The organism is Flavobacterium plurextorum (assembly GCF_024638035.1).
Classification (GTDB): domain Bacteria; phylum Bacteroidota; class Bacteroidia; order Flavobacteriales; family Flavobacteriaceae; genus Flavobacterium; species Flavobacterium plurextorum.
Genome location: NZ_CP100442.1, coordinates 361386 through 382519 on the forward strand (window position 1 = coordinate 361386; position 21134 = coordinate 382519).

24 protein-coding genes are annotated in these 21134 nt (G+C 34.9%); 8 read left to right on the forward strand and 16 right to left on the reverse strand.

All coding sequences use genetic code 11. The features are described 5' to 3' along the window. From rpsQ to rpsL, 14 genes are all read right to left on the reverse strand, one after another. A complete protein-coding gene (rpsQ, locus tag NLG42_RS01775; protein WP_007803646.1) occupies positions 1-261 on the reverse strand; it encodes a 30S ribosomal protein S17 in 261 nt (86 codons plus the stop codon). 17 nt (positions 262-278) lie between these two features. Beyond that, on the reverse strand, positions 279-470 hold the full coding sequence (gene rpmC, locus NLG42_RS01780) for a 50S ribosomal protein L29 (RefSeq protein WP_008464297.1): 192 nt from the start codon (positions 468-470) through the stop codon (positions 279-281). A 12-nt stretch (positions 471-482) separates the two neighbouring features. Further along, entirely contained in the window at positions 483-908 is a 426-nt protein-coding gene (rplP, locus tag NLG42_RS01785) for a 50S ribosomal protein L16 (protein ID WP_017495016.1), read from the reverse strand. Positions 909-927: 19 nt separating this feature from the next. After that, positions 928-1686: a 30S ribosomal protein S3 gene (gene rpsC, locus NLG42_RS01790; RefSeq protein ID WP_012022487.1), complete on the reverse strand. Its 759-nt coding sequence runs from the start codon at positions 1684-1686 to the stop codon at positions 928-930. A gap of 5 nt (positions 1687-1691) precedes the next feature. Then, entirely contained in the window at positions 1692-2105 is a 414-nt protein-coding gene (gene rplV / locus NLG42_RS01795) for a 50S ribosomal protein L22 (RefSeq protein ID WP_007803631.1), read from the reverse strand. A gap of 6 nt (positions 2106-2111) precedes the next feature. Beyond that, a complete protein-coding gene (gene rpsS / locus NLG42_RS01800) occupies positions 2112-2390 on the reverse strand; it encodes a 30S ribosomal protein S19 (protein WP_012022488.1) in 279 nt (92 codons plus the stop codon). Between the two features lie 6 nt (positions 2391-2396). After that, the gene (gene rplB / locus NLG42_RS01805) at positions 2397-3221 is read right to left on the reverse strand and encodes a 50S ribosomal protein L2 (RefSeq protein ID WP_035650459.1); all 825 of its coding nucleotides are present in this window, start codon (positions 3219-3221) and stop codon (positions 2397-2399) included. A gap of 9 nt (positions 3222-3230) precedes the next feature. After that, entirely contained in the window at positions 3231-3521 is a 291-nt protein-coding gene (rplW, locus tag NLG42_RS01810) for a 50S ribosomal protein L23 (protein WP_012022489.1), read from the reverse strand. Positions 3522-3528: 7 nt separating this feature from the next. After that, a complete protein-coding gene (gene rplD, locus NLG42_RS01815; RefSeq protein ID WP_065450855.1) occupies positions 3529-4158 on the reverse strand; it encodes a 50S ribosomal protein L4 in 630 nt (209 codons plus the stop codon). Continuing rightward, a complete protein-coding gene (gene rplC, locus NLG42_RS01820) occupies positions 4158-4775 on the reverse strand; it encodes a 50S ribosomal protein L3 (protein WP_057124294.1) in 618 nt (205 codons plus the stop codon). Before rplC ends, rplD begins: the two co-directional genes overlap by 1 nt. A gap of 403 nt (positions 4776-5178) precedes the next feature. Next, positions 5179-5484, reverse strand: a complete 306-nt coding sequence (rpsJ, locus tag NLG42_RS01825) for a 30S ribosomal protein S10 (protein WP_007803605.1) — start codon at positions 5482-5484, stop codon at positions 5179-5181. A gap of 10 nt (positions 5485-5494) precedes the next feature. Next, entirely contained in the window at positions 5495-7651 is a 2157-nt protein-coding gene (fusA, locus tag NLG42_RS01830; protein WP_089058803.1) for an elongation factor G, read from the reverse strand. Positions 7652-7661: 10 nt separating this feature from the next. Then, positions 7662-8138 carry a 30S ribosomal protein S7 gene (rpsG, locus tag NLG42_RS01835; RefSeq protein WP_071635232.1) on the reverse strand — a complete coding sequence of 159 codons (477 nt, stop codon included), beginning with the start codon at positions 8136-8138 and terminating at the stop codon, positions 7662-7664. Between the two features lie 24 nt (positions 8139-8162). Next, complete coding sequence (gene rpsL, locus NLG42_RS01840) at positions 8163-8546, reverse strand: 30S ribosomal protein S12 (protein ID WP_007136570.1); 384 nt, start codon at positions 8544-8546, stop codon at positions 8163-8165. Between the two features lie 182 nt (positions 8547-8728). Here rpsL and NLG42_RS01845 point away from each other — a divergent pair, with 182 nt between their 5' ends. The 7 genes from NLG42_RS01845 to NLG42_RS01875 all read left to right on the forward strand — a co-directional run bounded on the left by NLG42_RS01845 (position 8729) and on the right by NLG42_RS01875 (position 18355). Further along, entirely contained in the window at positions 8729-10426 is a 1698-nt protein-coding gene (locus tag NLG42_RS01845) for a BamA/TamA family outer membrane protein (RefSeq protein ID WP_257682847.1), read from the forward strand. Positions 10427-10865: 439 nt separating this feature from the next. Continuing rightward, a complete protein-coding gene (locus tag NLG42_RS01850) occupies positions 10866-14063 on the forward strand; it encodes a SusC/RagA family TonB-linked outer membrane protein (protein WP_257682848.1) in 3198 nt (1065 codons plus the stop codon). A 16-nt stretch (positions 14064-14079) separates the two neighbouring features. Then, positions 14080-15507 carry a SusD/RagB family nutrient-binding outer membrane lipoprotein gene (locus tag NLG42_RS01855; protein ID WP_089058800.1) on the forward strand — a complete coding sequence of 476 codons (1428 nt, stop codon included), beginning with the start codon at positions 14080-14082 and terminating at the stop codon, positions 15505-15507. A gap of 114 nt (positions 15508-15621) precedes the next feature. Then, a complete protein-coding gene (locus tag NLG42_RS01860) occupies positions 15622-16146 on the forward strand; it encodes an immunoglobulin-like domain-containing protein (RefSeq protein WP_165768075.1) in 525 nt (174 codons plus the stop codon). 15 nt (positions 16147-16161) lie between these two features. Next, complete coding sequence (locus NLG42_RS01865) at positions 16162-16695, forward strand: lipid-binding protein (RefSeq protein ID WP_165768074.1); 534 nt, start codon at positions 16162-16164, stop codon at positions 16693-16695. An 85-nt stretch (positions 16696-16780) separates the two neighbouring features. Further along, complete coding sequence (gene rlmB, locus NLG42_RS01870; RefSeq protein ID WP_129054140.1) at positions 16781-17515, forward strand: 23S rRNA (guanosine(2251)-2'-O)-methyltransferase RlmB; 735 nt, start codon at positions 16781-16783, stop codon at positions 17513-17515. Positions 17516-17554: 39 nt separating this feature from the next. Continuing rightward, the gene (locus NLG42_RS01875; RefSeq protein ID WP_099720383.1) at positions 17555-18355 is read left to right on the forward strand and encodes a DUF2490 domain-containing protein; all 801 of its coding nucleotides are present in this window, start codon (positions 17555-17557) and stop codon (positions 18353-18355) included. A gap of 2 nt (positions 18356-18357) precedes the next feature. Here NLG42_RS01875 and NLG42_RS01880 read toward each other — a convergent pair whose 3' ends face one another. Next, positions 18358-18861, reverse strand: coding sequence for a hypothetical protein (locus NLG42_RS01880; protein ID WP_257682849.1), 504 nt, complete (start codon positions 18859-18861; stop codon positions 18358-18360). 51 nt (positions 18862-18912) lie between these two features. Then, a complete protein-coding gene (locus tag NLG42_RS01885; protein WP_257682850.1) occupies positions 18913-19689 on the reverse strand; it encodes a rhomboid family intramembrane serine protease in 777 nt (258 codons plus the stop codon). Positions 19690-19848: 159 nt separating this feature from the next. Here NLG42_RS01885 and NLG42_RS01890 point away from each other — a divergent pair, with 159 nt between their 5' ends. Further along, on the forward strand, positions 19849-21126 hold the full coding sequence (locus tag NLG42_RS01890; protein ID WP_089058793.1) for a replication-associated recombination protein A: 1278 nt from the start codon (positions 19849-19851) through the stop codon (positions 21124-21126). Positions 21127-21134 lie beyond the last annotated feature (8 nt).

Consider the following 21134-nt stretch of genomic DNA (forward strand, 5'->3'; position numbering starts at 1 on the left):
TTATTTAGCTCTTTCTAAGATTTCAACTAATCTCCAACATTTTGTTTTACTTAAAGGACGCGTTTCGCTAATTCTTACAGTATCTCCAATGTTACAGTCGTTTGTTTCGTCGTGTGCAACATATTTCTTAGTTTTCAACACGAACTTACCGTATAATGGGTGTTTTACTTTTCTTACTTCAGCAATAACAATAGATTTATCCATTTTATTTGAAGTAACAACACCTATTCTTTCTTTTCTTAAATTTCTTTTTTCTTCCATCTTTCAGCAGAATACAATTATTGTAACTCTCTTTTAGTTAACTCTGTAGCCAATCTTGCAACTGTTCTTCTAACACTTCTAATTTGAAGCGGATTAGCAATTGGAGAAATAGCGTGAGCCATTTTTAGGTCAGCATATACTTTCTTAGTTTGACTAAGTTTTTCTTGCAACTCCGCTGCAGAAAGATCTTTTATTTCTGATTGTTTCATAATAAATATTAATTATGCTTCGAAATCTCTAGCAACGACGAACTTAGTTTTTACTGGAAGTTTTTGAGCTGCAAGACGTAAAGCCTCTTTTGCAACTGACAATGGAACTCCTCCAACTTCAAACATAATTCTTCCTGGTTTAACAACAGCAGCCCAATACTCAACTGCTCCTTTACCTTTACCCATACGTACTTCAAGAGGTTTCTTAGTGATAGGTTTGTCTGGAAATATTTTAATCCATAATTGTCCTTCTCTCTTCATGTAACGAGTTGCAGCAATACGCGCAGCTTCGATTTGACGAGAAGTTAAGAACATTCCATCTTCATGTACAGATTTAATACCAAACATTCCATTAGAAAGTTCATGCCCTCTTTGAGAGTTACCTTTCATTTTACCTTTTTGTACCTTACGGTATTTTGTTCTTTTAGGCTGTAACATTTTTCTTTAGTTTAAAAATTTACTTTCTTTTACGAGCGTCTGGCTTTCCACCTTTATTAAAATTAGATTTACCTCTAGGGGCATCTCCACCTTTACCACCACCAGTTCCAGATTGTTTTTTATCCATTCCTGCAAGCGGAGAAAGATCTCTCTTTCCATAAACTTCACCTTTCATGATCCATACTTTGATCCCCATTCTACCATAAGTAGTATGAGCTTCAGCCAAAGCATAATCAATATCAGCTCTGAAAGTTGATAGAGGAATTCTACCTTCTTTGAAACCTTCTGAACGCGCCATCTCAGCACCATTCAAACGACCAGAAATCAAAACTTTGATACCTTCAGCGTTCATACGCATAGAAGCAGCAATAGCCATTTTGATTGCACGTCTGTAAGAAATACGGCTTTCGATTTGACGAGCGATGCTTGTCGCCACAAGATAAGCATCTAACTCAGGTCGTTTAATTTCAAAGATGTTAATTTGAACCTCTTTGTCAGTAACTTTCTTAAGTTCTTCTTTCAACTTGTCTACCTCTTGCCCACCTTTTCCGATAATAATACCAGGTCTAGCAGTAGTGATAGTAACGGTTACAAGTTTCAAAGTTCTCTCGATGATTACTTTTGATACACTAGCTTTTGATAAACGAGCGTGGATATACTTTCTGATTTTGTGATCTTCGGCAAGTTTATCACCGTAGTCATTTCCACCATACCAGTTTGAGTCCCACCCTCTGATGATACCAAGTCTATTTCCAATTGGATTTGTCTTTTGTCCCATGCTGCTTAAGAATTGCTTTGTGTGTTATTGATAGCTCCAAGCACGATTGTAACGTGATTAGAACGTTTTCTTATTCTGTGTGCGCGACCTTGTGGAGCTGGACGAAGTCTTTTCAACATCATTCCACCATCTACTCTGATCTCTTTAACAAATAATCCAGCTTCTTCTAAATTACCTTCACTATTTTTTTGCTCCCAGTTGTTGATTGCAGATAACAATAGTTTCTCTAATTTTCTTGAAGCTTCTTTAGAACTGAATCTTAAAATGTTAAGTGCTCTTTCTACCTTCTGACCTCTTACCAAGTCCGCTACTAAGCGCATTTTTCTAGGTGAAGTAGGGCAGTTATTCAATTTTGCGAAAGCAATAGACTTATTAGCCTCTTTTCTCGCATCTGCTGTTTCTCTTTTACGAACTCCCATTGCTTCTTATTTTTTACCTTTATTTTTTGCTCCAGCATGACCTCTAAAAGATCTAGTTGGTGAAAACTCTCCTAATTTGTGACCTACCATGTTTTCTGTTACGTAAACTGGTACAAATTGACGACCGTTATGAACTGCGATAGTTTGTCCAACGAAATCCGGAGTAATCATAGAAGCTCTAGACCAAGTCTTTACCACACTATTTTTACCACTTTCTACGTTTTCTTGAACTTTCTTGTCTAATTTATAATGAACGAAAGGTCCTTTTTTTAATGAACGTGCCATATCTTATTATTTCTTTCTACGTTCTACGATATACTTGTTACTCGGGTTTTTCTTAGAACGAGTTCTGTAACCTTTAGCTGGCAATCCGTTTCTTGAACGTGGGTGCCCTCCAGAAGAACGTCCTTCACCACCTCCCATAGGGTGATCAACTGGGTTCATCGCTACTGGTCTAGTTCTAGGTCTTCTTCCTAACCATCTTGTTCTACCTGCTTTTCCAGATACAACTAATTGGTGGTCAGAATTAGAAACAGCTCCAATTGTAGCCGAACAAGTTAACAAGATCAATCTTGTTTCACCAGATGGCATTTTAATAGTAGCGTATTTCCCGTCTCTTGCCATTAACTGAGCAAAAGTTCCAGCTGAACGAGCAATAACAGCTCCTTGTCCTGGACGTAACTCAATACAAGATATAACAGTTCCAAGAGGAATTCTGCTTAAAGGTAATGTATTACCAATTTCAGGTTGAGATTCTGGACCAGAAACTAATTTCTGACCAACTTTCAATCCGTTTTGAGCAATTACATAAGTTTTCTCTCCATCAGCATAAGCTAATAAAGCGATAAATGCAGTACGATTTGGATCGTATTCGATTGATTTCACTGTAGCTGGAATTCCATCTTTAGTTCTTTTGAAATCAATAATACGATATCTCTGCTTGTGACCACCACCCGTATAACGCATGGTCATCTTTCCTTGACTATTTCTACCTCCAGAGTTTTTTATCGGCGCTATCAAAGAGCGTTCCGGCTTATCAGTTGTAATGGCGTCATAACCATTCACAACTCTAAATCGCTGACCTGGGGTAATAGGTTTTAATTTTCTTACTGACATTTTTCTATCTTAGATATTGTTGTAAAAATCAATTGTTTCTCCTTCTTGTACTTGAACAATTGCTTTTTTGATTGCATTTGTCTTTCCACTGATTAAACCACTTTTAGTGTATTTAGTAGATCTATCTGGTCTCACATTCATTGTGTTAACAGAAACGATAGTTACTCCATAAGCAGCCTCAACAGCTTTCTTAATTTGAACTTTGTTCGCTTTTTTGTCAACAACAAATCCGAAACGGTTTAGAACTTCACTTTCTTTGGTTACTTTTTCAGTTACTATAGGTCTAATTATGATACTCATACTCCTATTATTTACTTAAATTTTCTTCAATTAACTCCAAAGAACCTTCTAAAAGCACCAAGTTATTAGTGTTTAATATTGCGTAAGTGCTTAATTCTGAGCTAGTTACGACATTAGAAGCCTTTAAATTGCGTGACGACAAATATACATTTTTATTTGACTCTCCCAACACAAATAGAGATTTTTTATTTTCTAACCCTAAAGCTTTCAAAACGTTAATGAAATTTTTAGTGTTTGGCGCTTCAAAATTAAAGTCTTCAAGAACGATAATATTCGACTCTTTTGCTTTGATTGAGAAAGCTGATTTTCTTGCCAATCTTTTTAAGCTTTTATTCAATTTAAATGAATAACTTCTTGGTCTTGGTCCGAAAATTGTTCCACCACCTTTAAACAATGGATTTTTGATACTTCCCGCACGAGCCGTACCAGTTCCTTTTTGTTTTTTAATCTTACGTGTACTACCAGTCACTTCAGCTCTTTCTTTAGCTTTATGAGTACCTTGTCTTTGATTAGCAAGATATTGCTTAACATCAAGATATACAGCGTGATTGTTTGGTTCAATTGCGAATACTGAATCAGAAAGTTGAACTTTTCTACCAGTATCTTTTCCGTTGAAATCTAATACTTTTACTTCCATTACTTCTGAATGATTACATAAGAGTTTTTGTGACCAGGAATACACCCTTTAACAACAAGTAGATTCTTTTCAGCAACTACTTTTAAAACTCTAAGGTTTTGAACTTTTACATTATCTCCTCCCATTCTTCCAGCCATACGCATTCCTTTGAATACTCTAGATGGATAAGAAGAAGCTCCCACAGAACCTGGCGCTCTTAAACGGTTGTGCTGACCATGAGTAGCTTGCCCAACACCACCAAAACCGTGACGCTTAACAACACCTTGGAAACCTTTACCTTTAGATACACCTTGTACATCTACAAATTCTCCTTCTTCAAAAATAGAAACATCAATAAGATCCCCTAATTTTTGTTCAGTTGCAAAATCTTGGAATTCAACGACTTTTTTCTTAGCAACAGTTCCAGCTTTTTTAAAGTGACCTAAAGCCGCTTTAGTAGAATGTTTCTCGTTTTTGTCATCGAAACCTAGTTGCAACGCTTCGTACCCGTCAACACCTTTGGTTCTGACTTGGGTAACAACACACGGCCCAGCCTCGATTACTGTACAAGGAATGTTTTTCCCGTTTTCGTCGAAAATACTAGTCATGCCGATTTTTTTACCAATTAACCCAGACATAAATATTAATTATTAATTACTAAAATTCCCTTCAATTTGAAAATAACAGAAATTTCCAAACAGGGAGTGCAAAAGTAGACATTAAAATTGAATATACCAAACAGTTACAAAAATTAAATCGCTCATTATCAAAATCCAAGGATCTAACTCACTAAAAACAGACTATATTTCAACAAAAAAAATACACCTCAAAACACAAAAACAAAATAAAGTTATCAACAAAAATAGACCAGGCAATTAAAGAAAAAACACTGGCAAGTACCTAAACAAAAGACCTTTCAATAAAAAACACAACATTAAATCAAAACTCAAACAACAAAAACACAACGAGAAATTAAAGAAAACTGCAACAAAAAAAGCGAGACATTTCTGTCTCGCTTTTTATATATAAAATATAACAAAATTATACTTTTATTTCTACTTCAACTCCACTTGGCAATTCAAGTTTCATTAAAGCATCAATAGTTTTCGATGAAGATGAATAAATATCAATCAATCTCTTGTATGACATTACTTCAAATTGCTCTCTCGCTTTTTTGTTTACGTGCGGAGAACGTAACACAGTGAAAAGTTTTTTGTGAGTTGGCAACGGAATTGGACCTGTTACAACTGCTCCAGTAGTTTTTACTGTTTTCACGATCTTTTCAGCAGATTTATCTACCAACATGTGATCGTAAGATTTTAGTTTTATTCTGATTTTTTGACTCATTTTCTTAAAATTAAGCGTTACCTTTTGCTTTTTTGATTACCTCTTCTGAAATATTAGAAGGTGTTTCTGCATAGTGAGAAAACTCCATTGTTGAAGTAGCTCTACCAGAAGATAAAGTTCTTAACGTAGTTACGTATCCAAACATTTCTGACAAAGGCACATCAGCCTTAATAGTTTTAGCACCATTTCTATCACCCATGTCATTAACTTGACCTCTACGACGATTCAAGTCACCTACGATATCACCCATATTTTCTTCTGGAGTAATAACTTCGATTTTCATGATTGGTTCAAGAATAACAGCTCCAGCAGCACGTCCTGACTCTTTATAACCCATTCTCGCAGCTAATTCAAAAGATAATGCATCAGAATCCACAGGGTGGAAAGATCCATCAGTCAAAGTAACCTTTAAACTATCCACAGCATAACCTGCCAATGGACCAGTTTTCATAGCCTCTCTAAATCCTTTTTCAACAGCCGGGATATATTCTTTAGGAACGTTACCACCTTTTACAGCATTGATAAATTGTAATCCAACTGGAACTTTACCATCAACTTCATCAGCAGGCTCAATTGTAAATACGATATCACCGAATTTACCACGACCTCCAGATTGTTTCTTGTAAGTCTCTCTATGTGTCGCAGATCTTGTAAACGCTTCTTTGTATTCAACTTGAGGCTCACCTTGGTTTACTTCAACTTTAAATTCACGTTTCATACGATCTACTAAGATATCTAAGTGAAGCTCACCCATACCTGAAATAATAGTTTGCCCAGAAGCCTCATCAGTTCTAACTGTAAACGTAGGATCCTCTTCAGCTAATTTAGCTAAAGCCATACCCATTTTATCAACGTCAGCTTTTGTTTTTGGCTCAATAGCAATACCAATTACAGGATCAGGGAATTTCATAGATTCCAAGATAATTGGATTCTTTTCATCACATAAAGTATCTCCTGTTTTAATATCTTTAAATCCAACAGCTGCACCAATATCTCCAGCCTCAATAAATTCGATTGGATTTTGCTTATTAGCGTGCATCTGATAAATACGAGAAATTCTTTCTTTGTTTCCAGAACGAGTATTTAAAACATAAGAACCAGCATCTAAACGTCCAGAATATGCACGGAAGAAAGCTAAACGACCTACGAATGGGTCAGTAGCAATTTTAAATGCTAAAGCAGCGAACGGCTCTTTAACATCTGGCTTACGTAAAATTTTAGTCTGATCTTCTTCTAATAAATCAGCATCATCAGGATGAATACCTTCGATACCTTCTTTATCCAAAGGAGATGGCAAATATTTACAAACCGCATCCAACATAAATTGAACACCTTTGTTTTTGAAAGATGAACCAGCAAGCATTGGAATAATTGCCATATCAATAGTGGCAGCTCTTAATGCATTATTGATTTCTTCCTCTGTAATAGAGTTTTCATCTTCCATATATTTATCCAAAAGATTCTCATCATAAGTAGCAATCTCTTCGATAAGAATTGAACGATAATGCTTCACATCATCAATCATATCTGCAGGAATCTCAACAATATCAAAAGTAGCTCCTTGAGTTTCATCATGCCATACAATAGCTTGATTTTTAACTAAGTCAACGATACCTTTAAAATCAGCTTCATCACCAATAGGCAAAGTAATTGCAACCGCATTCGATTTCAACATATCTTTCACCTGCCCACAAACTGCCAAGAAGTTAGCCCCTTGACGATCCATTTTATTTACGAATCCCATACGAGGAACTCTATATTGATCAGCAAGTCTCCAGTTAGTTTCTGATTGAGGCTCAACACCATCAACAGCACTAAATAAGAAAACTAAACCATCTAACACACGTAAAGAACGATTTACCTCTACAGTAAAATCAACGTGCCCAGGAGTATCAATAATATTAAAGTGGTACGGTAATGATTCTGGAAGAACTTTACCTTGCTCAGTTGGAAAATTCCAAGTACAAGTTGTAGCCGCAGAAGTAATTGTAATACCTCTTTCTTGCTCTTGTGCCATCCAGTCCATTGTCGCTGCACCATCGTGCACCTCACCAAGCTTGTGTGACTTTCCAGTATAAAAAAGAATACGCTCTGTTGTTGTTGTTTTACCAGCATCAATATGAGCAGCAATCCCAATATTTCTTGTATATTTTAAATCTCTAGCCATTTCTTACGAATTAAAATCTAAAGTGAGAGAATGCTTTGTTAGCCTCTGCCATTTTGTGAGTATCCATTCTTTTCTTAACCGCAGCACCTTCTTCTTTAGCAGCAGCTAAACATTCTGACGCTAAACGTTGTGCCATAGATTTTTCATTTCTTCTTCTAGAATAAAGTATTAACCACTTCATTGCCATAGAAATTTTTCTATCTGGACGAATCTGCATTGGAATTTGAAATGTAGCTCCACCAACTCTACGACTACGTACTTCTACGTGAGGCATAACATTTGTTAAAGCATCTTTCCAAATTTCTAATGAAGTTTTCTCTGAATCTTGTTTCTTAGACTCAATGATGTCAATTGCATCATAAAATACTTTGAAAGCTGTAGATTTCTTACCATCCCACATTAAGTTGTTCACAAAACGCGTTACTAATTGGTCGTTAAACCTCGGATCTGGTAAAAGTGGTCTTTTCTTTGCCGCTCTTTTTCTCATGTCTTTTTCTTAAAAGTTTTTAAATTACTTTTTTGCTTCTTTTGGGCGTTTAGCACCGTACTTAGATCTTCTTTGCGTTCTTCCTGCAACTCCTGACGTGTCAAGCGCTCCACGAACGATATGATATCTAACACCTGGTAAATCTTTTACCCTTCCGCCTCTAACTAATACTATCGAGTGCTCTTGTAGATTGTGTCCTTCTCCAGGAATGTAAGCATTCACCTCATTACCATTTGTCAAACGCACACGCGCAACTTTACGCATTGCTGAGTTTGGTTTTTTTGGTGTAGTAGTGTAAACACGCGTACAAACCCCTCTTCTTTGAGGACAAGAATCTAAAGCAACCGATTTACTCTTCTTAGTTATCTGAGTTCTTCCTGTTCTTACTAATTGTTGAATTGTTGGCATAATTAATACTAAAAATTATTTATGTATATTAAAATCCCGCTTTTTACGGGGTTGCAAATGTATAAAATATTTTTCACTATACAAACGTTAATTCATTAATTTTCAACAACATTATTTATCGCTATGTTTTTACGAACAAACAATAGATATTTGTAACGCATTTAATCAACACAAAATAACACTTGAAACAATTTATCCTTATATTTTTCTTCAGCCTAAGTTTTTCTTGTTATGCCCAAAGTCTTCACTTAACCATTAGTGGATCAAACCCTCTCGAAACTCAAACTATTGACTCAACAAATTACTCAAAAACCCACAAAAACACAAAATCCCTTCTTAACGAAATAAGAATCACATCGCAGAAATTATCAAAAAAAGGATACATAGACAACCAAACAACAACAGCCACAAAAATAAACGACAGCACTTATAACACCTTAATAATCTTAAAAAAACAAATCACCAGCATACATATAAATATAAAATCAAACAATTCCATTTTCAATTTAGAAACAAAAAAAAACGACAGTATATTCATTCCATACAATGAAATAGAAAACTTTTTAAACAAAGTAACACTTGACGCCGAAAAACAAGGCTACGCATTAAACAAACTTAAACTTGAAAACATCCAACGAAAAAACAAAACAATATACTCCGATTTAAAATTTGAATCAGAAAAAAAGCGCACCATAAACTCGATCATCACAAAATACCAAAATACCACCAAAGCAGATTATTTCCCAAAAGGACATCTAAAACAGCTAAACAAAAAATACACAAACAAAACCTTCAATCAAGAAACACTAAAAGAACTTTACACAGATATTAACAACTACGAGTTTCTTAATCAAACAAAATATCCAGAGATTCTATTCACAAAGGACTCTACTAAAATTTACACCTATATAGAAAAAAGAAAAGCCAACAGTTTTGATGGCTACATTGGCTTCTCAAATGAAGAGAGCAAAAAAATCAGACTCAATGGATACCTTGACATCACCCTGTTAAACACATTACACTCAGGAGAGCAATTTTCGCTATACTGGAAAAGCGACGGTAACCAACAACAATCCTTTAATACAAAAATTGAAATACCATACATTTTCCAAAGCCCACTTGGAATAAAAGCTCAATTAAACATATTCAAGCAAGACAGCACTTTTCAAAACACCAAAACATCTATTGATCTAGGTTATTTTTTAAAATACAACTCTAAAATCTACCTAGGCTACCAAGCCACAGAATCAAGTGACATTCAAAATACAAACAATTCAATCATTAGCGACTACAAGAACTCCTTCACAACACTAACCTTTGATTACAAAGAAAACGACAACAGTAATGATCTTTTTTACAAAAAAGCTACTATTTATTCCACAATTGGTTTTGGAAAAAGAAACACATCTAACTCACCAACAACAAAAACAACTCCACAATTACTCCTCAACTTAAATCTATCTTACAACTTTGAACTCAATAAAAAAAACTACTTCTACGTAAACCTTCAAAGCCAGTACCTAAAAAGCGAAAACTACATAACAAATGAACTATTCCGTTTTGGAGGATTAAAATCAATTCGAGGATTTGCCGAAAACAACCTTCAGGGCAACAATGTTAATCTACTCCTAACAGAATACAGATACCGAACAAGCCAAAACTTATATATACACAGCATACTCGACAGCGGACTATACCAAGACCAAACCTCTCAAACAAATCCCAAAAAAATCAACACATTATTCTCTGCCGGTATTGGACTAGGGCTATTAACAAAAAACGGACTTTTAAAAATCACAATAGCTAACGGAAGCACAAACAAAACAGAAATAAAACTAAACAACAGCATGCTAAACATAAACTACAACGTTAAATTCTAACAACAACCTGCCCTTTAAAAACTTAACCTTTATTTCACATTACTCAAAAAACAAACCCACAAAAGCACACAACACTAAACAAGAAATACCCAACTTTTAACCGCATTATAAATAGCTTAACATACAACAATTCAGTAATTATCCTAATTTTAACAGAAAACAACACACCAAATACTCTCTTTTTTAAGACAAAAGTTATAAAAAAAACATTTAAATAGTCTGCTTGAATAAATTTAACATTTACCCCATTGCTGATATTTTTAATTATTCTCAATTTTAACACAAAAAAATACGGATTTGCAATTTTAAGCATGTTTTTTCAAACAAAACAACAAATTACGTGTTCAAAATTATAATTTAACTAAAAAAAAAACGCCTTATATTAGGTAGATTAACAAATTATTAAGATTTTTGTCAAACTAATTCAAAATATTTAAAAATGAAACTAAAGTTCAATGGATTCTTAGTACTTTTATTAGTACTAGTTGCGCAACTTTCTTTTGCGCAAGAAAGAGCTGTCTCTGGAACAGTTTCTGACAATGCAGGAATGCCTTTACCAGGTGTTAGTGTATTAGTTAAAGGAACTAAGACAGGAACGCAAACAGACTTTGATGGTAAATTTTCGATCAAAGCTTCTTCAAGCCAAGTTTTGGTATTTAGCTACATCGGGATGAAAACCCAAGAAGTAGCTGCGACTTCTGCGAATGTTAATGTAAAACTAGCTGATGCTGGCGCACAAGAACTAGAAGGTGTTGTTGTAACTGCCTTTGGTATTAAAAGAGAGAAAAAATCTCTTGGTTACGCAACAACAACCTTAAAATCAGAACAACTAACAGCGGTAGTAAACACTAACCCATTTGAAACACTTTCTGGTAAAATTGCGGGGGTAGATATTACTGCCCCATCTCAACCTGGAGCATCAACTAAAGTGATTATTCGTGGTTTAAACACTATTACTGGAAACTCTGGCCCTCTTTACATTGTAGATGGATCCCCTATTAACAACACAGCAACAGGTACAGGAAACGATGGAATTGGTACTGTAACAAGATCATATGATGCTGGTAACGGTATTAGTGACCTTGATCCTAACAACATCGAAAGCATGACCGTACTTAAAGGAGCAGCCGCATCTGCTTTATACGGTTCAAGAGCTGGTGGTGGTGTAATACTTATTACCACTAAAAAAGGAAAAGCAAACACCGGAATTAAAGTTGACATGTTAGCATCAACAGAATTCAGTGAAGTAGCAAGAGTTCCTCATCTACAAAACCAATTTGGTCAAGGATGGAATGGAGCTGGTTATTCAAACCCAAACACTTTCAGCAACGAAAACGGTTCTTGGGGACCTGCATTCAACGGCGAAGTAAGACCTTGGGGAACTATATACAATAACACTCAACAAATCAAACCTTATGTTGGATTAAAAAATAACGTAAGAGATTTTTACAACACTGGTTCGTTAGCTACACAATCTGTAAACTTAAGCGGAGGTGGCGACACTTCAGATTTCTCATTAGTTTTCTCTAATGTAAACAGTGATGGAGTTGTTCCTTCTGATGCTGATTTGTATAAAAAACAATCTGTAGGTTTTAATGGTGGATTAAAATCAAACAAATTCACTTTAAGAACATCTATAAACTATGTTTACAAAAATCAAGCAGTTGTAAATACTGGACAAGGTGATGATGCTGGACAAGGATCCACTTTACAACAGGATTTACTTCAAATACCTAGAGATGTCAGCATTGTAGACTTACATGATTACAAGAATAACGTTTTCAACACACCTGATTACTATTTCACTCCTTATGCTGCAAATCCTTATTTTTCAATAAATGAAAACAGTACTAAAGTTTATGGTAATAACATTTTTGGAAATGTAAACTTAAGCTACAAAATTACTGACAAACTTACTGCATCATGGCAAGTCGGAGGTAACTTAAGATCTGAGAGATTAAAAAGTTACGGAGCTGTTGTAGATTATGCCCCAGGCACTCCACAAGCTATTGCAGCAGCAAACAGAGTAGTTGGTGGAGTTACAGAAGGAAGATCAGAGTTCAGCGAATTCGACACCTTCTTTAACCTTAACTATAACACAAACTTAAGTGAGGATTGGACATTAAATCTTTTAGGAGGTCTAAATTACAACAAAAGAGAATCTGATGAGTTAACTAATACAATTACACAGTTAGGTATTAAAAACTTCTACGAACTTTCAAATTCTGCGCAAAGACCAGTAATCACACAGAATAACTCTGTAAGAAAAAATGCTGCTGTTTATGCTTCTGCTGAATTTGCATACAAAAACAGATATTTTGCAACTATTACAGGTAGAGAAGATGTAACTTCTACATTGCCAATTGGCAATAATGCTTACTTCTACCCAGCTTTATCTCTTGGTGCTATAGTAATTGACAACGGAAGTACTTTCTTAAAATTAAGAGGAGCTGCTTCTAAAATTGCAAATGACACTCAACCTTACGTTACTGAAAATTCATATATCCCAGGTTCTGCTGCTGCAAACGCTGGTATAATTGCATCGCCGATTGGAGGAGTAAGCTATTATGAAGCATCTGGAAGACTTGGAAACTCAGAATTAAAACCAGAATCTACAGTTGAATATGAAATTGGAGCTGAAGGGTCTTTCTTAAAGAACAGAATCAGCTACGATGTTGCATTTTATCACAAAACCACTTCTGACCTAATTGTTAATTTACCTTTAGATCCTTCAACTGGATTCCTAAGTAAATACATTAATGCTGCAGAAATTATAAATAAAGGTATTGAACTTTCACTTACTGGAAGCCCAATCAAAAACAAAGACTTTTCTTGGAGTATTACCTATACTTTCACTAAAAACTTAAATGAAGTTACAGAATTAGCACCTGGATTCAAGGATATTGACTTAACAAGCTCATATGGAGTAACTTACAGAGCAACTAAAGGACAACCTATCGGAACATTCTATTCTCAAGCGCCAAAAACAAATGCTGCTGGACAATATATTGTAAATCCAGCTTCAGGAATGTATGAAGTAACTGATGACATCCAACGTTTAGGAAACTCACAACGTGATTTCGTTATGGGACTACAAAACACTTTTAAATACAAAAACTTTAACTTAGGCTTCTCATTAGACTGGAAACAAGGTGGAGAATTCTATTCTTATACTAAGAGACTTTCTCATTTCGTAGGAAACGGTATCGAAACTGTATTTAATGATAGAAACCCATTTATCATTCCTAATTCTGTTAACGAGCATGTTGACTCAAATGGCGCTGTAACTTACACAGAGAACACTACACCAATTGCTTATGACAAAGTTGCATCGTTCTACAATACTACAAATAATCCTGGTATTGAATCTACTCACGTAATTGACAAAACTTTTATAAGATTAAGAGAAGTTAATTTTAACTATGATTTCCCTTCTTCAGTAAGCAAAAATATGGGAATAAACAAAATTACACTTGGAGTTTATGCAAGAAATCTTTTCATGTGGACTCCTGGATCAAACCCATATACAGATCCTGAAACTGGAACATTCGGAACAGGTGTAATTTCAGATTTTGGAGAATTTGCATCTAACCCATCACAAAGATCAATTGGTGGAGTCTTAAAATTATCATTCTAATAATAAATATAGAAAAATGAAAAAAATAGCAACATTAGTAACAGCTCTTTTCTTATTAGTGTCATGTGACGATACATTTGACATTAATAGAGATCCGGATCTATTACCTCCGGGACAAGCATATAGCACCATTCTACCTGCTGGTATTGCAGGAGTAGCAGGAGCTCAAGGATCTTACTATGCAATTATAGGCGGATTTTGGTCACAATTCTGGACACAAAATAATACTTCTAATCAATACAAAGACGTAGATCAATATAGTATTGGAACCAATGATTATCAACAAGGTTGGACAGCAATGTATGATGCTTTAAATGACATTAGAGTTGTAAAAGCAAAAGCAAAAACTGAAGGCAACTGGAATTACTTTTTAATCGCGACGGTTCTTGAAGTACAAGCTTCTCAAGTAATGACAGATTTATATGACGACATTCCTTATGCAGAAGCAAACAACCCACAAATACTTCAACCTAAATTCAACACAGGAAAAGAAGCATATGATTTAATGATCGCAGATTTAAAGTTAGCACTATCAAAAGATCAAAGTGCATCAGTAGGTGATGTTCCATCTAAAGATGATTTCATCTTTGGAGGAAACATGGAAAACTGGACAAAGTATGGTAACACTTTACTGCTAAAATTACACTTGAGATTAACTCAAGTAAACCCAGCACTTGCCGAATCTGGAATTAAATCTTTAATTAATTCAGGAGCTCAATTTTTAGATGTTGATGCCGCTATGACTCAATTTGAAGATGCAGCCGACAGAAGCAATCCTTTGTTTGAGTCAGATAGAAGACAATTGAATACAACGCAAAATTTGAAAGCTAGTAAAACTATGTACAACTATCTTCAAGGTAAAGCTGACCCGCGTCTTGCTAAGTATTACGGAGCTGGGGTACCAAATAACCAAGGAGATTTTGAAAACACAACACCAGGACTTTCAACAGTAATCCTAAATGCGAAAACTCCAGTATATTTCATTAGCGCTGAGGAAAGCTACTTTTTACAGGCAGAAGCTCTTACAAGATATTATGCTGGTGCTGGAGCAAAAGCAAAATATGATTTAGGAGTAGCAGCAAACTTCACTAAATATTCTCTTGATGGATCTACTTTTACTGCTGCAGCTGGTAAATATGAATTCCCTGCAACTGGAACAACTGCACAGATCGAGGCAATTATTACACAAAAATGGATTTCAAGCTTCCCTGGTAATGGATACGAATCATTTGTAGAACAAAACAGAACTGGTTTCCCTAAAGAATCATCTGTAGCTCAAACTGATCCAGCATATATTGCAGGTCAATTAGCTATGTCTGTAGAAAATGTAACTGGAAACAAATTCCCTAGAAGAGTGGTTTTACCTAATACCGTAAAATCAAGAAACCCTAACGCTCCTACTTTAAAAGCGATCACTGTACCTGTATGGTGGGATGTTAATTAAAAAAAATAAACGATGAAAAAAATACTTATATTAGCAATAGTAGCTTCAGGGTTATTATTTACATCTTGTGAGGCAGATAGCGATAATGTTTCAAAAGTTACAAAGTACGCTAACATGTCTATTAATGGTGACGCACTTGTTGTCATGACACAAGGAGAAACCTATACAGAATTAGGTGCCAAAGCCGAAGCTGGAGGACAGCAACTTGAAGTTAAAACTGCTGGAACCGTAGACACTAGTAAACCTAGCATGTACAAAGTTAACTACTCTGCAGTGAATAGTGACGGATTTCCAGCCACAGTAACACGTACAGTTGTTGTTTTAAGTAACAAACCAAGCACAATAGACCTAACTGGTACTTTTCTTAGAAATGGCAACCCTAACGTTGTAAAAAGCTTAGGAGGAAGAAAATATACCTGTGACAATGCAACAGGTTACAATGTGGCCGATGACATGTTAACTATGGTATTCTATAACATAGATGACAAACAAGTATATGCACCATACAACCCTAACGCTTCTGTATCTGGAATTTCAGCCGAAAGTAACATTGGAACCATTACCGACAAAGACAACTGGAGATGGGTAATTTATGCTTCAGCTGTATTTGGTACTGCGGAAAGAATATTTAAAAGATAATTTAATAAAATGAAAATGAAAAAATTAAAACAAAATATAACACGTATACTTGCTGCAATGCTAGTACTTACGTCATTTTCAGCTTGTGACGAAGTTGGAAACACCGATGCTGGAGGAACATCGACACAGGCTCTTGCCGGGGATTGGTTTGTCCAAACATCACTTAATGGCAAAGTAGTAATTGGTTATAAACGTATTTCTACTTACAATACATCAGCAAATGATGGAAAAGATATGTGGATTGATGATCACGGTACTATTTGGTTGTTTAAGTGCAAAACTCCTGTAAATCTTGGCGCATCGACATTTGCAGGAAATAAATTAGTAAGTAGCGTTGTAGACGACGATCCTGATACAAAAGACGTTGTTGAAACATATGACATTACTGTAAACATTACAGACGGTAAAGTCGTTAAAAATGGAACAAAATCTACTGGAGGTCACACTGTTGACGCCATCTCTTTTAAAGCTGAATTCTCAGATGATCCAGGAAAAATCTATGAAATAGCAGGTTATAAGAGAACTGGTTTCGCTGAAGACGAACACTAAGCTAAATAAAGATTTTTATTTCAAAACCATCCCATTCATTTGGGGTGGTTTTTTTTTATATAAACAATATACCTATATTTGTCCTATGGAAAAAGAACATCAAATATTTGGCATTAGAGCCATTATAGAAGCAATACAAGCAGGTCAGGAAGTAGATAAAGTATTTATACAAAAAGATATTTCTGGTGAATTAATGAAAGATTTAATGAAGGTAATGAAACGTGCCAACATTAATTTCTCTTATGTTCCTGTTGAAAAACTAAACCGACTAACTCCAAACAATCACCAAGGTGCAGTAGCTACTATTTCACCGATTGGTTTTATCGATATAGAACACCTTGTAGAATCAACAATTGCTTCTGGTTCTAAGCCATTATTTTTAATACTAGATCAAATCTCAGACGCTAGAAATTTTGGTGCAATTATTAGAACAGCTGAATGTACTGGTGTAAACGGAATTATAGTACAAAAAGCTGGTTCTGCTCCCGTAAACGGCGATACTGTTAAAACATCAGCTGGTGCTGTTTTTAATGTGCCTATCTGCAAAGTAGAACATATTAAAGATGCAATATTCTATCTTCAGGGATCCGGAATTAAAACTGTTGCAGCAACTGAAAAAACAGATCAGAACATTTATGATTTGTCATTAAATGAACCCGTAGCAATCATCATGGGATCTGAAGACAGAGGAATTAACCCATCTGTACTTAAGATCGTTGATGAAAAAGCAAAATTACCAATGTTTGGATCAATAGGATCTCTAAATGTATCTGTTGCCTGCGGTGCTTTTTTATATGAAGCCGTTCGCCAAAGAAGCTAAAAAATTTTGAAATAGGGTGGCAACTTAATACAATATTGAATGTCTTTAAAACCTGTTTATAAAATAATACTTAACAAACGTAGCTTAATCGTTGCAGTACTCTTCACTGCGACGATTAACTATGGACAAACAACAAAGTACAATCAATTTTGGGGCGAAGTTCAATTTAACAGAACACTCAGCGAAAAATGGTCTACCGAATTAAACATTGGCACAAGCTACAGCAGTACCGAATCTTCTCCCAATATATTTGACGAAAACACACAAAGATCTCTTCGCGGATGGGCACATTATTACCTATCACCACGCTGGAAATTATCCTCTTTTGTCGCATTCTACAACAACAAAGATGTGCCTGAAATAGGTCAATTTCAATCTCCAGAATGGAGATTTGCTTTACAAGGCATTTATTATTTTCATAAAACAGGATATACACTCAGTACACGATTAAGAACTGAGCTTCGACATATGAAAAATCAAGATGATACTTTTGAAAATGTACTACGATATAGACAGCAAATTAAATATATCAAACCAATAAATAGTAAAATTTTAAGAGAAGGAGTTGTCTACGCCATCGCATCTGATGAACTTTTTTTCAAATCTGGTACAAAAGTAACCGGACAAAGTTTCTTCGACAGAAATAGATTAAATATAGGAGCAGGATACTTATTCACAGAAGACACACAAATTGAACTAACTTATGCCAATGAATACTTACCTAGAAATGACAATAATCAAATTGTAAATGCGGTATCATTAACCTTAACATTCAATAACCTTCTGAAGAATATAGATAAAAAGATTTTACATAAACCTGAAGCTCCACACGAAGATTAACCTCACTTCTCCTCTTTTTTCAAAAAGCATGCAAGCTGCTTCATAATTGCATCTTTATGAAGTTTAAAGTTATAATCGCGTACAAATTCCGTTCCCTTCATATTGATTGCTGCGACAACAGCTTCAAACTTAGAAAATGCCTCTAGATCTTTATTGTCTATTAAATACAAAACCTGCATAATCGAATCATTTTCTAAATACTGTGTGTCATAATGAGTTAACTTATACTCTTTATGATCTGCCAGCTGAATAACTAAATCGTCTTTAATTTTTTTTCCTTCTTTTTTTTGAGGAAAAGGAGTTGGCTGAAGCGCCACAAAATAATTCTCTTTGTCAGTAACAATATTAATTTTTAGAGATTTAGACTTTGTTGTATAAAAAACAGCAGGATCAAAATAATATACCATAGATCCATCAGCCAGCACCCTATTTTTAACATCACACTGCGCATAAAAACTAGAACTGTAAAACAGCAAAACCAAAACAGCAAATAATACTTTTTTCATAATCTCAAATAAATAAATGTGCCAAACAAAAATAACTAATTTCCACGAAAACTAATTATCATTCTCCTGATTATCTACTGATTCAGTTTTAGTTACGATATAACGCACATCAATATCCGAACTAAAATAAGAGCCAAACTCATCAATCTCATCTTCATTCTTTTCAGTATTTACAAAATTTCCATTCTCATCAAAATGCTTCATAAATGGATCTTCAAGAGGATCAAAATCAGGCTTCTGCCATTCATAAACAATAGGCCTTGAATATTCAGGTGTTTTATAAAATAAACTAAGCGCAAATCCCGTTAAAAGACCCGCTAGATGACCTTCCCAGGAAACTTTAGCATCGACATCAGGAAAAACATACCAAATCATTCCGCCATAAAGTAAAATCACCGACAATGAAAGCGCAACTAACCGATAATATTTTGTTTGAATTCCTTTAAAGAAAATAAAACTTACCAAAACATAAATTAAACCACTTGCCCCGATATGAAAATTTTCTCGACCAATAATCCATGTAATTAATCCCGAAAACAAAATACCATAAACAATAACAGGAATGGTTTGTTTGGGATAAAAATATTGCAACGCTGCCAACAGAACCAAAAGCGGAATGGAATTATTATATAAATGCTCTAAATTTTCATGAATAAATGGACTAAAGAAAACGCCCTGTAATCCATAAAAATCACGTGGATAAATTCCATTCTTATAAAAATCGAAATCAAATCTAATCTGAACCCAATAAACAATCCACAATAAGAGGACAAAAATTACTGGAAGGCCAATAACAGCATTAGAAAACTTAAAGTGGTTATCATTCATCTATATCAAATTGTAGTCTAATAATTCACATCAAAAAACTATCCAGTTACAATTTACTGATAATTTGTCAGTCAGCAAAAATTTCTTAAATCTTACTTCTTACTAAGTTCCGAACCTCTAAATAATAAAAAATACATTTGAAAATAGTAATTTTACAAAATGGAAGCACCGTTAGCCGAGCGTATTCGCCCACAGAAACTAGAAGATTATATTAGTCAAAGCCACTTAGTAGGCCCTAATGGTTCATTGACACAACAAATTTCTAAAGGAATAATTCCCTCTTTAATTTTATGGGGCCCGCCGGGAACTGGTAAAACTACCTTGGCACAAATTATAGCCCAAGAATCAAAACGCCCGTTTTATATTCTAAGCGCTATTAATTCTGGTGTTAAGGATATTCGTGATGTAATTGAAAAAGCCAAGCAAAGCGGCGGCTTATTTACAGCCAAAAACCCAATCTTGTTTATCGATGAGATTCACAGATTTAGTAAATCTCAACAAGACTCTCTTTTAGCGGCTGTTGAAAGAGGCTGGATTACTCTAGTTGGTGCTACTACCGAAAATCCAAGTTTTGAAGTTATACCTGCATTACTGTCACGTTGTCAAGTTTACATTCTCAATGCTTTTACAAAATCAGATTTGGAAGCACTATTACACCGTGCACTAAAAAATGATAAATACTTAGCCTCAAAAAATATTGTATTAAAAGAAACAGAAGCATTATTACGTCTTTCTGGTGGTGACGGCCGAAAATTATTAAACATTTTCGAACTTGTAATCAATGCCGCAGCCACCGAAGAAGTTATTATTACAAACGACCGAGTATTTGAGTTAGTCCAACAAAACACAGTCTTGTACGATAAAAGCGGTGAACAGCATTATGATATTGTTTCAGCCTTTATAAAATCAATTCGAGGAAGTGATCCAAATGGAGCTGTTTACTGGCTGGCAAGAATGATTGAAGGCGGTGAAGATGTAAAATTTATTGCACGCAGAATGTTGATTCTTTCAAGTGAAGACATTGGAAACGCAAATCCAACAGCGTTTATTATGGCAAATAATACCTTTCAAGCAGTAACCACAATTGGATATCCTGAAAGCCGAATAATTCTTAGCCAATGTGCCATTTATCTTGCTACTTCTCCAAAAAGTAATGCATCCTATATGGCCATAGGAAATGCACAGCAATTGGTAAAACAAACAGGCGATTTACCTGTTCCAATTCATTTGCGAAATGCTCCAACAAAACTTATGAAAGAGTTAGGTTACGGTGACGATTATAAATATTCACACGATTATGCAAATAACTTTGCTGAACAAGAATTCCTGCCTGATGCCATAAAACAAACGGTTCTTTATAATCCAGGAAACAATTCGAGAGAGAATAGTAACCGTGAATTCTTAAAGAACCGTTGGAAAGATAAATATGGTTATTAAACCATATA